The organism is Pseudomonas sp. S10E 269 (genome assembly GCF_002798465.1).
GTDB classification, from domain to species: Bacteria; Pseudomonadota; Gammaproteobacteria; order Pseudomonadales; family Pseudomonadaceae; genus Aquipseudomonas; species Aquipseudomonas pergaminensis.
On sequence record NZ_PHIJ01000001.1, the window covers coordinates 3,109,358 to 3,123,614 of the forward strand.

Genomic DNA, 14,257 nt, shown 5'->3' on the forward strand with positions numbered 1-14,257 from the left:
ACATTTGGTTCTGCGTTGGGTAAGGAGAATTGTGGATGACTGTCGCCGTACCTGCCTTGCGACCCGAAGGCACCATCGCCCTGATCGCCCCCGCCGGCCCCGCCACCCTGGACGTCGAAAAAGCCGGCCAATGGATGCGCGCCCGCGGCTACGACCTGCGAATCTTCCCCGGTGTCTATGAGCGCGACGGCTACCTCGCCGGTAGCGATAAAACCCGCCTCGCCGACCTTCACAAAGCCTTTGCAGACCCTGAAATCGATGCGATCTTCTGCTTGCGCGGCGGGTACGGCACGCCACGCTTGCTCGACAGCCTGGACTTCGACCTGCTGCGGGCCAACCCCAAACCCTTCGTGGGTTACAGCGACATCACCGCGCTGCACTTGGCAATCAGCCGCTACGCCGGTTTTGTGACCTTTCACGGCCCGATGCTGAATGCCGACCTGCTCGGCGGCAAGCAACAACCCACCGAGTCCTCCCTGTTCAGCCTGCTGCGCGGCCAACTGGGCGCCGGCAGCGAGTTGGTTCACCCGGTGGCCTACCCGTTGACCACCATCGAGCCTGGCATCGCCTGCGGGCGCTTGCTGGGCGGCAACCTGTCGATGATCGCCGCGGTGATGGGCACGCCTTACGAAATCGACGCCGACGGCATCATTCTGTTGATCGAAGACGTCAACGAGCCGATCTATCGCATCGACCGCCTGCTCACGCACCTGCGTCTGGCGGGCAAGCTGGCGCAGGTTGCCGGCGTGCTGGTGGGGGATGTGGCGGGCGTGGATAACGTGGCGTTGGAGCGGCTGTTGAAGCAGACCTTTGCGCCGCTGGGCGTTCCGGTATTGGCCGGCTGGCGCAGTGGGCATTGTGATCCGAACCTGACCTTGCCGATGGGCGCGTTGGTGAGGCTGGATGCGGGGGAGCAGCGGGTGGTGTTGGAGCAGGATGTAGTGCTTAAGCCTTGAGTTTGAGGTTGCCTGTCAGGCCGTCTTCGCAGGCAAGCCAGCTCCCACACTTGGAACGTATTCCCCTGTGGGAGCTGGCTTGCCTGCGATAACGGTAGTTGCCGTGCGACGGTTTACCGGTTCTGCAGCGATTCCAGCAGTTTCACCGTCGGATACCCATCCGCCGGCCAGCCCAGCGCCTGCTGCGCCGCACGAATCGCCTTGCGCGTGTTGGCGCCGATAATCCCGTCCGGGTTGCCCGCGTCATAGCCGTTGGCACTCAGGGCCGTCTGCAGGTCGATGCGCTGCGAGCGGCTCAGCGGCAGCTCATCTTTTGGCCAATCGCCACGAATCACACCACCGCCACCGAAGCGTTCCGACAACAGGCCTACCGCCAGTGCATAGGACGACGAGTTGTTGTACTTGAGGATCGCGCGGAAGTTATCCAGCACCAGGAACGCCGGGCCACGATAACCCGCCGGCAGCAGCAGGGCGGCGGACAGTTGGTCGACGTTGGGCGGCATGCTTGCGCCCGGTGGCAGTTGGATGCCCAGTTTCAGCCATTCAGCGACCGTCTTGCGGATACCTCCGTCGGCCAGGGCGTAATCGAAGTTCGCCGGCAGTTGTTTCACCTCAAAGCCCCACGGCTGGCCTTTCTGCCAGCCGGAGCTTTGCAGATAGTGTGCGGTGGAGGCGAGGGCATCGGACGGGCTGTTCCAGATATCGCGGCGACCGTCGCCGTCGAAGTCCACGGCGTGGGTGTTGTAGGTGGTCGGGATAAATTGGGTCTGGCCCATGGCGCCGGCCCAGGAGCCTTTCATCTGGTCGGCCTGGATATCGCCGTGCTGGATGATCTGCAGCGCCGCCAGCAACTGCGCCTGCGCGAACGCCGGGCGACGGCCTTCGTAGGCCAGGGTCGCCAAGGAGCGGATCACCGAGTTGTTGCCCTGGAATTGGCCGAAGTTGCTTTCCATGCCCCATACCGATACCAGCGCCTGGCGGTCGACGCCATAACGTTGTTCGATGCTTTGCAGGATATCGGCGTACTTGACCAGCAATGCCTGGCCGTTACGCACGCGCACGGGCGAGAGGGCGCCATCGAGGTATTCCCAAACCGGCCGGGAAAACTCCGGCTGGCTGCGGTCGGCGCGGATCACCGCCATATCGGGGGTGACGTCGGCGAAGGCGGTGTCGAACACGGCGGGGGTGATACCGGCCTGCAGGGCCTGCACACGAAAGGCTGCCTGCCATTCGGCGAAGGTCTGGGTCGGTTGGATATCAAGATTATCCACAGCCAGCGGGGCCACGACAGCGGGGGCTACCACAGGTGCGGTCTGGAGCTTGGGCAGCGGTTGAGCGTCGGCGGCGGTGGGTTTCTCCGCGCAGGCGACAAGCAGAATGAGGCTGGAGGCAGCGATCAATTGGCGAAGGTGCCAGCGACGGGAAAGACTAGAGGGCATGCACAGGTCCAGGGATTACAAATCAGGTGCAGACCTTATCATGCCAGAGGGGCGCTTGCCTTCAGGCAGCCAGAAAGTAAGAAGCCTCCCAGCTATTAGACTGGAAGGCTTCGCGGCGGTAGCTGCCTTTGCCCTTGCCGGCGCGTTCCTGACGGCTGCGGAACAGTGGCTGGGCGATGATGGATTTGGCCTTGTTGGGGCCATGCTTGGATGGCTTTTTGCTCATGATCGGTACTCTCGATAGGTGGGATGAAACGGTGCGAATCATCTGCCGAAGTTGGGCTGCTGTAAAGCCCTGCGATATGTAGGCGTTTTCGCAACCTGAAGTGGGCACGGTTAATGTGGGAGCTGGCTTGCCTGCGAAATCAGTATGTCAGTGCCGGACATGCAAGCTGACCCACCGCTATCGCAGGCAAGCCAGCTCCCACAGGGAAATGTAGTGCCTGGACGGGGTTATTCGGCGGGGAGGGTCAGGCGCTGTCCAGCCATCAACAGCGACAAACGGCTCAGGCTCATCCACGGCGATCCCGCCGCCTGGCCCTTGATCTGCGCATCAATGCGCTGAGCCTCCAGCAAAAGCTGCGCCCAGCGTTGCGCCGAGTGCCGTTGCAGCGCTTTGCTCATCAGCGGCTTGCGCTTGTCCCATACCGGTGGCCGGGCTTGGCTGAAGGCTTTGTCCAATGGCGTGCCCTGGCTGTATTGCAGGGCAATATTGGCCAGTACCCGCAGTTCCCGGGCCAGGGCCCAAAGAATCACCGGCGGCTCCACGCCTTCGCCGCGCAGGCCTTCCAGCATGCGCAGCGCGTGGGCGGGTTCGCCATTGAGGATCGCGTCCACCAGCCCGAATACATCAAAGCGTGCGCTATCCGCCACAGCGCCCTGAACGGTCTCGACGGTTATCTGCCCGTCTTCGGCCATCAGCTTGAGCTTTTCGATCTCCTGGGCGGCGGCCAGCAAGTTGCCTTCGACCCGAGCCGCGATCAGCTCCACTGCATCCTGGGTCGCCGACAGCCCGGATTGGGACAGGCGTTGGCGAATCCATTGCGGCAGCTGGCTGCTGTCCACCGGCCAGATCTGGATGAACTGGGTCTGCGCCCCTTCCACCAAGGCCTTGCCCCATTTGGTTTTCTGCGCGCTGCCGTCGAGCTTGGGCAGGCTGATCAACAGCACCGTGTCCTCGGCCGGTCGCGAGCAGTACTCCATCAGGGCGGCGGCGCCTTTGTCGCCAGGCTTGCCCGACGGCAGGCGCAGTTCCAGCAGGCGTTTTTCGGCGAACAGCGACATGCTTGCGCCGGCTTGCAGCAACGTGCCCCAATCGAAACTGGCGTCGGCGCTGAAGACCTGGCGTTCGTCGAAACCTTGCTGGCGTGCAGCGGTGCGAATGGCGTCGGCGGCTTCCTGGCACAGCAGCGGGTCATCACCGCTGACAATGTAGACAGGCGCAAGGCCACCTTGCAGGTGTTTGGCGAGTTGAGCGGGGGCGAGTTTCATAGGCAGGGTAAACGGGGCGCTTGGGGCGCCCCGTTTGGCTTACTCGACAGGGACTTCAACAGGCGACTGTTTCGGCGTGTTGTCTTCGTACTCTTTGGCAGCTTTCAGCGCGTCGGCATCAGCCTTGGCCTTGTCGTCAGCGCGTTGCTGCAAGGTCTCAAGTTGTTCCGGCGTGATCATCGACAGGCGCAGAACCATGCGCTGCACCAGCTCGCGACGCATTTCCTTGCGCACCTGGATGATTTCGGAATCCGAACCCACCAGGTTGTTGCCGTCGTGGCCGACGATTTTCTGGATCTGGACGTCGTCACTCATCAATGGCAGGTGGTCGCGGCCCTGGACTTCAAAGCTGAGCACGGTGCTCAGTTCGATGTCGGATGCACGGCCAGCACTGGCGTAGCTCAGGTTGCGCTGGGTTTGCGTTTCATTGGCCAGGAACAGCTTGTAGGTCGCGCCGGTGTAGACGTGAACGCCGTTGTTTTCCAAGACCTGACGCAGCTGGGTCACTGTCTCGCTGTAGGCGTCACGGGCACTGACGTCCAGTTCCTTGATCGCCAGTTCGTTGGTGCCGGTACCGCGCAGATGGAAGCCGCAAGCGCTCAGCAGCACGGCAAGGCCCATAACCAGCAAATTGCGTTTGATCATTTTGTTGCTCCCCTTGAAACCATGTGGGCCTTATCGAGGCCCTGAAGGCTTTGTTCGGCGCAGGGCTCAAGCCCTGCGCCCGATCCGATTAGCTAGCGACGATATTGACCAGTTTGCCAGGCACCACGATCACTTTGCGGATCGTCAGGCCTTCGGTAAAGCGCAGCACGTTCTCGTTGACGCGGGCAGCCGCCTCGACGTCTTCGCGGCTGGCGGTGGCCGGCATGTCGATCTGGCCACGCAGTTTACCGTTGACCTGGATCACCAGTTGCAGCGTGTCCTGTACCAGGGCGCTGTCATCCTGTACCGGCCAGCGCGCATCGATGACGGCGTCGCTGTGGCCCAGGCGGTTCCACAGGTCGTGGCTGATGTGCGGCGTGATCGGGGCCAGCAGCAGGGTGACCGTTTCCAGGCCTTCCTGTACCAGCGCACGGTCCTGCTCAGTGACCTGTGGCGCTTTTTCCAGCACGTTCATCAGCGTCATCACTTGGGCGATGGCGGTGTTGAATTTGTGGTTCTGGCCCACGTCCTGGCTGGCTTGCTTAATGGCCAGGTGGGTACTGCGGCGAATGAGCTTCTGCTCGTCGCTCAAGGCTGCCACGTCCAGTTTGCCCGGCAGGCCCTGGCTGATGTGGGCGTGCGCCAGGCGCCAGACGCGCTTGAGGAAACGGTGCGAGCCTTCAACGCCCGAGTCGGACCATTCGGCGCTCATGTCAGGCGGCGAGGCGAACATCATGAACAGGCGGCAGGTGTCGGCGCCGAACTGATCGATCATCGACTGCGGGTCAACGCCGTTGTTCTTCGACTTGGCCATCTTCTCGGTGCCGCCGATTTCCACCGGCAGGCCGTCGGCGATCAGCTTGGCGCTGATGACCTTGGCTTTGCTGTCGCGCTCAAGCTCGACGTCCGCCGGGTTGAACCAGGTGTAGGCGCCATTGGCTTCGCGGCGATAGTAAGTCTCGGCGACCACCATGCCCTGGGTCAGCAGGTTCTTGAACGGCTCATCGGAGCTCACCAGGCCTTCGTCACGCATCAGCTTGTGGAAGAAGCGCGCGTACAACAGGTGAAGGATGGCGTGTTCGATACCGCCGATGTACTGGTCCACCGGCAGCCAGTGGTCAGCCGCGGATTTTTCTACCAGGCCGCCCTCATAGTGCGGCGAGGCGTAGCGGGCGTAGTACCACGAGGACTCGACGAAGGTGTCCATGGTGTCGGTTTCACGCTTGGCAGGCTGGCCGCATTTCGGGCAGTTGCACTCGTAGAACTCGGGCATGCGCGCCAATGGCGAACCGGCGCCGTCCGGCACCACGTCTTCCGGCAGGACGACTGGCAGTTGGTCTTCCGGTACTGGCACGTCGCCACAGCTTTCGCAATGGATGATCGGGATCGGGCAGCCCCAGTAGCGCTGGCGGCTGATACCCCAGTCGCGCAGGCGGAACTGGGTGCGCGAGGCACCGAGGTTTTTCTTGATCAAGGCGACTTCGATGGCGTCGAAGGCGCCTTGGAAGTCCAGGCCATCAAACTCGCCGGAATTGATCAGCTCACCGTGCTCGCCGTAGGCGTCTTGCCACGGGGCCGGGTTGGTGTCGCCCGAACTGGTGCGCACCACGGATTTGATCGGCAGGCTGTACTTGGTGGCGAATTCGAAATCGCGCTCGTCGTGAGCCGGTACAGCCATGACGGCGCCATCGCCGTAGTGCATCAACACGTAGTTGGCGACCCATACCGGCAGCTTTTCACCGGTGAGCGGGTGCTCGACGAACAGGCCGGTCGGCAGGCCTTTTTTCTCCTGGGTGGCGACGTCGGCCTCGGCCACGCTGCCGCCTTTGCATTCGGCGATGAAAGCCTGCAGCTCAGGGTTGTTCTGTGCAGCCTGGGTGGCCAGCGGGTGTTCGGCGGCCACAGCGACGTAGGTCGCGCCCATCAGTGTATCTGGGCGGGTGGTGAAGACTTTGAGTGCGCCCGCTTCGCCGATCGAGTCAACGTTGTACGGAAACTGCACTTCCATGCCCTTGGACTTGCCGATCCAGTTGCGCTGCATGGTCTTGACCTGTTCAGGCCAGCCCGGCAGGTCGTCGAGGCTCGACAAGAGCTCATCCGCGTAGGCGGTGATCTTGAAGTAATACATCGGGATTTCGCGCTTTTCGATCAGCGCGCCGGAACGCCAGCCGCGACCGTCGATCACTTGTTCGTTGGCCAGTACGGTCTGGTCGATCGGGTCCCAGTTCACGGTGCCGCTTTTCTTGTAGATCACACCTTTTTCGAACAGGCGCGTGAACAGCCATTGTTCCCAGCGGTAGTAGTCCGGCTTGCAGGTGGTCACTTCGCGGGACCAGTCCACCGCCAGGCCCAGGCTGCGCAGCTGGCTCTTCATGTAGGCGATGTTTTCGTAGGTCCACTTGGCGGGGGCCACGTTGTTTTTCATCGCGGCGTTTTCTGCCGGCATGCCGAAGGCGTCCCAACCCATGGGTTGCAGGACGTTCTTGCCTTGCATGCGCTGGTAACGGGAAATCACGTCGCCGATGGTGTAGTTACGCACGTGCCCCATGTGTAGCTTGCCGCTGGGGTAAGGGAACATCGATAGGCAGTAGTAAGTCTCCTTGCCTGGCTGTTCACTGACTTCAAAGGACTTTTGCTCGTCCCAGAAGGTTTGGGCGGCATTTTCTATTTCACGGGGCTGATATTGTTCGTGCATGGCTACTTTTGAACTGAATAGGGGTGGCCTAATCCTCTTCGGTGCAACATTCAGGTTGATCGACACCAAAAAGCGGCGCGTCCGTGCCCAAACCCTGCGGGAAGTGGAGTTACAGGAAGCGCCGTAGCATACATGACCCCACTCTATCGAGGGAAACCCTGATTGCGCCGGCAGGGCCGTCTGTCGCGGCGCCAGGCAGGTGCAGCCATGGGGGCTACGCTGTTTATTGGGGAGTGAGTCATATCTTCAATGAGGTGAGGGGATGGTTGAATCGCAGCGAATCGTAACGAAACCGGATATCTACGAAGGACTGATCGACCGATTGGGTCGTGCATTGGATGCAGCGAGGACAGCGGGCCGATTGCGTGATGAACGGCCTGTTGAGTTGGAACTGCGTGGGCTTAGCCGCGCGGAGCTGGAACTGATCAACGCTTATCTGGAACGCAATGGGCGCAGTGCGCCTCCCTGGGTGGCAACCCCGCCAGTCAAGGAGCCTACGCATTCAGCCAAGGTGGTGTGGCTCAAGGACTTGTCGGCCGGTCGTGGCCCGGAAAAGCTCCGGTCCGCCCGCTACAAGTAATTCACTCCCCCCTGAACTGCATCATCGCTCTATGTCACTGCAAGACAGGTCACCGTAAAGATTGTCGCTAAACCCCGTTACACCTTAGGCTTCGGGCATCTATGGAGATGCCCGATGCCTATTCGTTACTTCATCAAACAACTGCTCCTGCCGCCCGGCATTCTCTTGCTGCTGTTGGCCCTTGCCTGGTGGTTTCGTCGCAGCCGCCCGCGCTTGGCCGCGTGCTGCTTTGCCCTGGGCCTGGGCGGTATGTGGCTGATCAGCCTGCCGGTGATGGTGGAGTGGGGGGCTCGTGCCCTGGAAACCGAGCCGCCGCTGGCCCGCGAGGACTGGAGCACCCTGGCCCAGCGTGCCGATGCCATCGTGGTGTTGGGGTCGGGGCGTGAGCGCGGTGACCCGGCGTGGGGCACCGACCAACCCACCGGTACCGGCCTGGAGCGTCAGCGTTACGCCGCACGACTGGCCAAGGCCTCCGGGTTGCCAGTGCTGACCACCGGCGGCCTGCATTACGGCACGCCGCCCAGCGAGGCCGAGTTGATGGCCGTGTCGATGCAGGATGACTTCGGCGTGGCGGTGCGCTGGAAAGAAGAACGCAGCCGTACCACTTGGGAAAATGCGCAGATGAGCGCCGAGATTCTGCTGCCGGAGGGGATCAAGCGCGTGGTGGTGGTGACCCAGGCCTGGCACATGCCGCGTTCGGTGTGGAGCTTCGAGAAGGCTGGCTTTACCGTGGTGCCGGCGCCCGTGGGGTTTCTGGGGGTGGACAACGCCAGGCTGCTGGGCGGGTGGATGCCGGAGTTTGTAGCGGTGTGGCGCAGCGGGCAGTTGATCAATGAAGCGGCGGGGCAGATAGGTTACCGATTGTTCTACCGATAACACCGCATATGCAAATGTGGGCGCTGGCTTGCCTGCGATGGCAGACTGCCGGCCGGCACATTTGCTGGCTGACCGACCGCTATCGCAGGCCCGCCAGCTCCCACATTGTCATGTGCCTGTCGGTCAAACGGTCTTGGACATCCGGCCCGCCAGCAGCGCCCAGCCAAACAGCCCCAGGCACACAATGATCAACGGCCACGAACGCCATTGCAGGTACGGCGTAAGGTTGTGCATCGGCACCACTTCCCCGTAAAGGATGCCGCGCTCGAATTGCGGGATCTGCGCGGTAATCTGCCCAAACGGGTTGATCAGGCCGGTCACGCCATTGTTGGTGGCGCGGATCATCCAGCGGCCGGCTTCCAGCGCACGCATCTGTGCCATTTGCAGGTGCTGCAGCGGGCCGATGGAGCGGCCGAACCAGGTGTCGTTGCTGATGGTCAGCAACAGATCGCTCTGGGCTGACAGGCCGGCAGCGAATTCCGGGTACACCACTTCGTAGCAAATGAACGGCGCAATCTGATAGCCCTTGGCCTGCAGCATCGCCTGGTCGGACGGGCCGCGCGCGAAGTCCGACATCGGCAGGTCGAAGAAAGCGATCAAGCCGCGCAGCATGTCCTGCAGCGGCACGTATTCGCCGAACGGCACCAGTTTCTGCTTGAGGTAGGTGCCGTCGCCTTCGCCGACCACGGTGATGCCGTTGAAGTAGCGCTTCTGGTGATGCACTTCCTGGCGGATCGGCACGCCGGTGATCAGCGCGGTGTGCCGGTCGGCGGCGAATTTGCCCATCATGCCCAAGTAGCCCTCGACAGACTCCTTGAGCACCGGCACTGCTGTTTCTGGCCACACCAATAGGTCGACGGGCTTGGAGCTGAAGCTCATGTCGCGGTACAGCGCGAGCTGTGCGTTGAGCTGCTCCGGGTCCCATTTCATGCTTTGTTCGACATTGCCCTGGATGGCCGCTACGGTCAGTGGCGCACCCGAAGGCGCCGTCCAGGCGTGGTGCTTGAGCGCCAGGCCGATGGCCCAGGGCGCAACCAGCAACACCAGGCCCGCACCGATAAATGCGTTGCGCTTGCCAGCGAGCAGGCGCGGCAGGTTGCACAGCAAGGCTGCCGTGAGTGCCAAGGCAAAGGAAATCAGCCACATGCCGCCCACTGGGGCCAAGCCCGTCAGCGGACCGTCGAGTTGGCTGTAGCCGGAGTACAACCACGGGAACCCGGTCAGGAACCAGCCGCGAAACGCTTCCTGGCCCACCCACAGCGCGGCGAACGTCAGCGCATCGGCCAATGGCGCTTCATTGCGACGCAACCAGCGGGCCCACAGCCAGGCGGGCAGGGCGAAGAACCAGGCAATCGCGGCGGTGAACAGCAGCATCAAGAACCCGGCCAGCAGCACCGAAGCGCCGCCGAAATGGTGGATGCTGTAGTAGATCCAGCTGGTGCCGGCGCCGAACAGGCCGAAACCAAAACACCAACCACGCCCCAGGGCCTGGCGCGGGCTCAGGTCCCGCAGCCCCACGTAGAACACGCCGACCGCGACCAGCGCAAACGGCCACAGGTCGAACGGCGCCAGCGCCAGGGTGGTGATGGCGCCGGCCACCACGGCCAGCAGATTACCGGGCCAGCCGGGGCGGGTTAGGCGCTGCATGTCATTCCTTAGCGGGCAATGGGTGTCAGGCGGATCAGATGGATCCTGCGGCTATCGGCATTCAGGATGCGGAAGCGATAAGCGCCGATCTCGGTGGTTTCGTTACGCTTGGGCAGGTGCCCGAACGCACTCATCACCAGGCCGCCGACGGTGTCGAACTCGTCGTCGGAGAATTCGCTGTCGAAGAACTCGTTGAAGTTCTCGATCGGCGTCAGCGCCTTGATCAGGAAGTCACCGCTGGGCAGCGGCTTGATGTAGCTGTCTTCTTCGACGTCATGTTCGTCTTCGATGTCGCCGACGATCTGTTCCAGCACGTCTTCAATGGTCACCAGGCCGGCCACGCCGCCGTATTCGTCGATCACAATGGCCATGTGATTGTGGTTGGCGCGGAACTCACGCAGCAACACGTTCAGGCGCTTGGATTCAGGCACGAAGGTGGCCGGACGCAGCAGGTCCTTGATGTTGAAGCTGTCGCCGTTCTCCTTGAGGATCAGCGGCAGCAGGTCCTTGGCCAGCAGGACACCCATGACGTCGTCATGGCTTTCACCGATCACCGGGTAGCGCGAGTGCGCCGAGTCGATCACGGCCGGGAGAAACTCCCGTGGGGTCTGGGTCGCCTTGATGCTGATCATCTGCGAGCGCGGGACCATGATGTCGCGTACTTGCAGGTCAGCCACCTGGATGGCGCCTTCGACGATGGCCAGCGCTTCGCTGTCCAGCAACTTGTTCTGATGGGCCTCGCGCAGCAGCTCAAGCAGCTCCTGGCGGTTTTTCGGCTCGTGGGCAAAAGCCTGGGTCAGTTTACCCAGCCATGACTTCTGCCCGTTGCTCGATCGGTCTTCGCTCATAGCGATTACTCTGAATCCTTTATTGTTACAGTTGAGTGTTTTTAAACGTCGTCGTCTGCATAAGGGTCCGGATGACCCAATTCTGCAAGCAACGTTTGTTCCAGTGTTTCCATTTCCTCGGCTTCATCATCGTCTATATGGTCGTAACCCAAGAGATGCAAGCAGCCGTGGATGACTAGATGGGCCCAATGGGCTTCTAGTTCCTTGCCTTGTTCCTTCGCCTCGCGCTCCACCACCTCGACACAGATGACCAGGTCGCCCAGCAAGGGGATATCCAGCAGTTCATCCGGCACGTCGGCGGGGAAGGACAGCACGTTGGTCGCGTAATCCTTCTGGCGCCAGGTGTGGTTCAGCTCGCGGCCCTCGGGCTCGTCGACCAGGCGAATGGTCAGTTCCGAGTCGGCGGTACGCTGGCGCAGGGCCAGGGCGCACCATTGACGGAACTGGGCTTCGCTGGGTGCGGGCGCTTCGGTGGCCAGTTGCAGGTCTAGCTCAAGCATCGCGGCGAACGTCCTTGGCCGGCGCGTCGTCGCGATGGTCGAAGCGCTCGTAGGCCTCGACAATGCGCTGCACCAGCGGGTGGCGGACCACGTCCTTGGGCATGAAGTGCGTGAAGCTGATGCCCGGCACGTCCTTGAGCACCTCGATCACCTGGGCCAGGCCTGACTTGGTGCCCTTGGGCAGGTCGACCTGGGTGACGTCGCCGGTGATCACGGCGGTGGAGCCGAAACCGATCCGGGTGAGGAACATCTTCATTTGCTCGACGGTAGTGTTCTGGCTTTCGTCGAGGATGATGAAGCTGTTGTTCAGGGTGCGGCCGCGCATGTAGGCCAGCGGGGCGATCTCGATCACCTGGCGCTCGATCAGCTTGGCTACGTACTCAAAGCCGAGCATCTCGTAGAGTGCGTCGTAGAGCGGGCGCAGGTACGGGTCGATCTTCTGGGCCAGGTCGCCGGGCAGGAAGCCGAGCTTTTCGCCAGCCTCGACCGCCGGGCGCACCAGCAGGATGCGGCGTACTTGCTCGCGCTCCAGGGCGTCGACCGCACAGGCCACGGCCAGGTAGGTCTTGCCGGTACCGGCTGGGCCGATGCCGAAGTTGATGTCGTTGCCGAGGATTTCCTTGACGTACTTCTGCTGATTCAAGCCGCGTGGGCGAATCATGCCTTTTTTGGTCCGCAGGGCCACGCTGGCTTCGGCCACAGGGTTGTTGGCCAGGTCTTCCACCGCCGATTCCTGCAGGTACAGGTGCACCGTTTCCGGAGACAGCTCACTGCCCTTGGTTTCGCGGTAGAGACGGCGCAGCAGGTTTTCTGCGGACGTGGTGTGTTGAGGTTCACCAATGAGCTCGAACTGATTGCCGCGGTTGCGGATCTCGATGCTCAGGCGTTGTTCGATCAAGCGCAGGTGCTCGTCGAACTGTCCGCACAGGTTGGCGAAACGGCGAGCCTCAAAGGGCTCGAGGAGAAAACGATGGGGTTCTACTGTGGGTGCGTTCAAGGTCGCTTTTAGCCGCCCTTTGGCTGTTGAGGTGAAAGAGAGAATAACGCCAGTGGCGCGGGTACGAAAGCACTTACGTTATCGGAATGCTGCGCGGTCCAAATGTGGGAGCGGGCTTGCTCGCGAAGGCGTTGGGTCAGCCAATGCATGTATCGACTGAACCGCCGCCTTCGCGAGCAAGCCCGCTCCCACATTTTGATCTCCGTCAGTCAATGATACCGATGGGTTACGGGATCAACGACCCACGCAACGAATGAGGCTGCGCCGCATCGATGTGCACGTCGGCAAACTGGCCGATCAGGGTCGGATTATCGCAACGGAAGTTTACGATTCGGTTGTTTTCGGTACGGCCCTGCAGCTCGCCCGGGTCTTTTTTCGAGTAGTCGGTGACCAGGATGCGCTGGGTGGAACCGACCATTTGTCGGCTGATCTCGAAACCCTGCTGGTTCAAGCGATGTTGCAGGGCATTGAGACGCTCTTTTTTCAGCGCTTCCGGGGTGTCATCCGCCAGGTCGGCGGCCGGGGTGCCGGGGCGCTGGCTGTAGACGAATGAATAAGAGAAGTCGAAACCGACGTCCTCGATCAACTTCATGGTCTGCTCGAAGTCTTTTTCGGTTTCACCGGGGAAGCCGACGATAAAGTCCGAACTGATGCAGATACCCGGCACCGCCGCGCGCAATTTGCGCAGTTTGGATTTGTATTCCAGGGCGGTGTGGTTGCGCTTCATGGCCGCCAGGATGCGGTCCGAACCCGATTGCACCGGCAGGTGCAGGTGCTTGACCAGTTCCGGCACTTCCGCGTGGGCCTGGATCAGGCTGTCGGAGAACTCCAGCGGGTGCGAGGTGGTGTAGCGAATCCGCTCGATACCGTCCACGGCAGCCACCACGCGGATCAGCTCCGCCAGGTCGGCCAGGCGGCCATCGTCGGTGAGGCCACGGTAACCGTTGACGTTCTGGCCCAGCAGGGTCACTTCGCGCACGCCGTTTTCGGCCAGGTGGATGATTTCCGACAGTACGTCGTCAAACGGCCGACTGACTTCTTCGCCACGGGTGTAAGGCACCACGCAGAAGGTGCAGTACTTGCTGCAGCCTTCCATGACCGACACGTAGGCGCTTGGCCCATCGATACGTGGCTCGGGCAAGTGGTCGAATTTTTCGATTTCCGGGAACGACACGTCGACCTGCGGCAGCTTGGTGAAGCGTGCGGCGTCGATCATTTCCGGCAAGCGGTGCAGGGTCTGCGGGCCGAAGACCACGTCGACATAGGGCGCGCGGTCGCGGATCGCGGCGCCTTCCTGGCTGGCCACGCAACCGCCGACGGCGATCACCATGTCCGGGTTGGCCAGTTTCAATTCGCGCCAGCGGCCCAGCTGCGAGTACACACGGTCCTGTGCCCGTTCGCGGATCGAGCAGGTATTGAGCAGGATCACGTCGGCATCTTCGGCGCGGGCGGTGACTTCCAGGGCCTGGTGTTCGCCCAGCAGATCGACCATGCGCGAGCTGTCGTACTCGTTCATCTGGCAACCGTGGGTTTCGATGTAAAGCTTCTTGGCCATGGGGATCGTCAACTGGTGGTAAAGAACC

General features: G+C 62.0%; 13 protein-coding genes. 3 read left to right on the forward strand and 10 right to left on the reverse strand.

All coding sequences use genetic code 11. The features are described from left to right. Nucleotides 1–35: 35 nt before the first annotated feature. The gene (locus CWC48_RS14470; RefSeq protein ID WP_100492089.1) at nucleotides 36–956 is read left to right on the forward strand and encodes an LD-carboxypeptidase; all 921 of its coding nucleotides are present in this window, start codon (nucleotides 36–38) and stop codon (nucleotides 954–956) included. A gap of 113 nt (nucleotides 957–1,069) precedes the next feature. Here the strand turns inward: CWC48_RS14470 and CWC48_RS14475 are convergent, their stop codons facing one another. The 5 genes from CWC48_RS14475 to leuS form a co-directional block, all read right to left on the reverse strand. Then, the gene (locus tag CWC48_RS14475; RefSeq protein ID WP_078050329.1) at nucleotides 1,070–2,395 is read right to left on the reverse strand and encodes a lytic murein transglycosylase; all 1,326 of its coding nucleotides are present in this window, start codon (nucleotides 2,393–2,395) and stop codon (nucleotides 1,070–1,072) included. A 61-nt stretch (nucleotides 2,396–2,456) separates the two neighbouring features. Next, complete coding sequence (arfA, locus tag CWC48_RS14480) at nucleotides 2,457–2,621, reverse strand: alternative ribosome rescue factor ArfA (RefSeq protein ID WP_003176285.1); 165 nt, start codon at nucleotides 2,619–2,621, stop codon at nucleotides 2,457–2,459. 227 nt (nucleotides 2,622–2,848) lie between these two features. Beyond that, nucleotides 2,849–3,886 (reverse strand): DNA polymerase III subunit delta, encoded by a 1,038-nt coding sequence (holA, locus tag CWC48_RS14485; RefSeq protein WP_078050328.1) that lies wholly within the window; start codon nucleotides 3,884–3,886, stop codon nucleotides 2,849–2,851. A 39-nt stretch (nucleotides 3,887–3,925) separates the two neighbouring features. Further along, nucleotides 3,926–4,531, reverse strand: a complete 606-nt coding sequence (gene lptE / locus CWC48_RS14490) for an LPS assembly lipoprotein LptE (protein WP_078050327.1) — start codon at nucleotides 4,529–4,531, stop codon at nucleotides 3,926–3,928. Between the two features lie 88 nt (nucleotides 4,532–4,619). Then, nucleotides 4,620–7,226 carry a leucine--tRNA ligase gene (leuS, locus tag CWC48_RS14495; protein WP_078050326.1) on the reverse strand — a complete coding sequence of 869 codons (2,607 nt, stop codon included), beginning with the start codon at nucleotides 7,224–7,226 and terminating at the stop codon, nucleotides 4,620–4,622. Between the two features lie 262 nt (nucleotides 7,227–7,488). Between leuS and CWC48_RS14500 the strand changes: the two genes are divergently transcribed. Both CWC48_RS14500 and CWC48_RS14505 read left to right on the forward strand, forming a co-directional pair. Next, nucleotides 7,489–7,806, forward strand: a complete 318-nt coding sequence (locus tag CWC48_RS14500; protein WP_078050325.1) for a hypothetical protein — start codon at nucleotides 7,489–7,491, stop codon at nucleotides 7,804–7,806. Between the two features lie 114 nt (nucleotides 7,807–7,920). Beyond that, a complete protein-coding gene (locus CWC48_RS14505) occupies nucleotides 7,921–8,682 on the forward strand; it encodes a YdcF family protein (protein WP_100492090.1) in 762 nt (253 codons plus the stop codon). A 123-nt stretch (nucleotides 8,683–8,805) separates the two neighbouring features. On the opposite strand, the gene lnt is transcribed toward CWC48_RS14505, so the two are convergent. The 5 genes from lnt to miaB all read right to left on the reverse strand — a co-directional run bounded on the left by lnt (nucleotide 8,806) and on the right by miaB (nucleotide 14,229). Continuing rightward, nucleotides 8,806–10,329: an apolipoprotein N-acyltransferase gene (lnt, locus tag CWC48_RS14510; RefSeq protein WP_100492091.1), complete on the reverse strand. Its 1,524-nt coding sequence runs from the start codon at nucleotides 10,327–10,329 to the stop codon at nucleotides 8,806–8,808. A gap of 8 nt (nucleotides 10,330–10,337) precedes the next feature. After that, complete coding sequence (locus tag CWC48_RS14515) at nucleotides 10,338–11,177, reverse strand: HlyC/CorC family transporter (protein WP_010206772.1); 840 nt, start codon at nucleotides 11,175–11,177, stop codon at nucleotides 10,338–10,340. A 41-nt stretch (nucleotides 11,178–11,218) separates the two neighbouring features. Further along, complete coding sequence (gene ybeY, locus CWC48_RS14520; protein WP_078050322.1) at nucleotides 11,219–11,677, reverse strand: rRNA maturation RNase YbeY; 459 nt, start codon at nucleotides 11,675–11,677, stop codon at nucleotides 11,219–11,221. Further along, complete coding sequence (locus CWC48_RS14525; protein ID WP_078050321.1) at nucleotides 11,670–12,674, reverse strand: PhoH family protein; 1,005 nt, start codon at nucleotides 12,672–12,674, stop codon at nucleotides 11,670–11,672. The genes ybeY and CWC48_RS14525 overlap by 8 nt, the downstream gene beginning before the upstream one ends. A gap of 226 nt (nucleotides 12,675–12,900) precedes the next feature. Then, a complete protein-coding gene (gene miaB / locus CWC48_RS14530) occupies nucleotides 12,901–14,229 on the reverse strand; it encodes a tRNA (N6-isopentenyl adenosine(37)-C2)-methylthiotransferase MiaB (protein WP_100492092.1) in 1,329 nt (442 codons plus the stop codon). Nucleotides 14,230–14,257: the final 28 nt, after the last annotated feature.

Bases quoted from the DNA above. Each gene is read 5' to 3' on its own strand.
- CWC48_RS14470 (WP_100492089.1), top strand. From the start codon at position 36: ATGACTGTCGCCGTACCTGCCTTGCGACCCGAAGGCACCATCGCCCTG.
- CWC48_RS14475 (WP_078050329.1), bottom strand. From the start codon at position 2,395: ATGCCCTCTAGTCTTTCCCGTCGCTGGCACCTTCGCCAATTGATCGCT.
- arfA (WP_003176285.1), bottom strand. From the start codon at position 2,621: ATGAGCAAAAAGCCATCCAAGCATGGCCCCAACAAGGCCAAATCCATC.
- holA (WP_078050328.1), bottom strand. From the start codon at position 3,886: ATGAAACTCGCCCCCGCTCAACTCGCCAAACACCTGCAAGGTGGCCTT.
- lptE (WP_078050327.1), bottom strand. From the start codon at position 4,531: ATGATCAAACGCAATTTGCTGGTTATGGGCCTTGCCGTGCTGCTGAGC.
- leuS (WP_078050326.1), bottom strand. From the start codon at position 7,226: ATGCACGAACAATATCAGCCCCGTGAAATAGAAAATGCCGCCCAAACC.
- CWC48_RS14500 (WP_078050325.1), top strand. From the start codon at position 7,489: ATGGTTGAATCGCAGCGAATCGTAACGAAACCGGATATCTACGAAGGA.
- CWC48_RS14505 (WP_100492090.1), top strand. From the start codon at position 7,921: ATGCCTATTCGTTACTTCATCAAACAACTGCTCCTGCCGCCCGGCATT.
- lnt (WP_100492091.1), bottom strand. From the start codon at position 10,329: ATGCAGCGCCTAACCCGCCCCGGCTGGCCCGGTAATCTGCTGGCCGTG.
- CWC48_RS14515 (WP_010206772.1), bottom strand. From the start codon at position 11,177: ATGAGCGAAGACCGATCGAGCAACGGGCAGAAGTCATGGCTGGGTAAA.
- ybeY (WP_078050322.1), bottom strand. From the start codon at position 11,677: ATGCTTGAGCTAGACCTGCAACTGGCCACCGAAGCGCCCGCACCCAGC.
- miaB (WP_100492092.1), bottom strand. From the start codon at position 14,229: ATGGCCAAGAAGCTTTACATCGAAACCCACGGTTGCCAGATGAACGAG.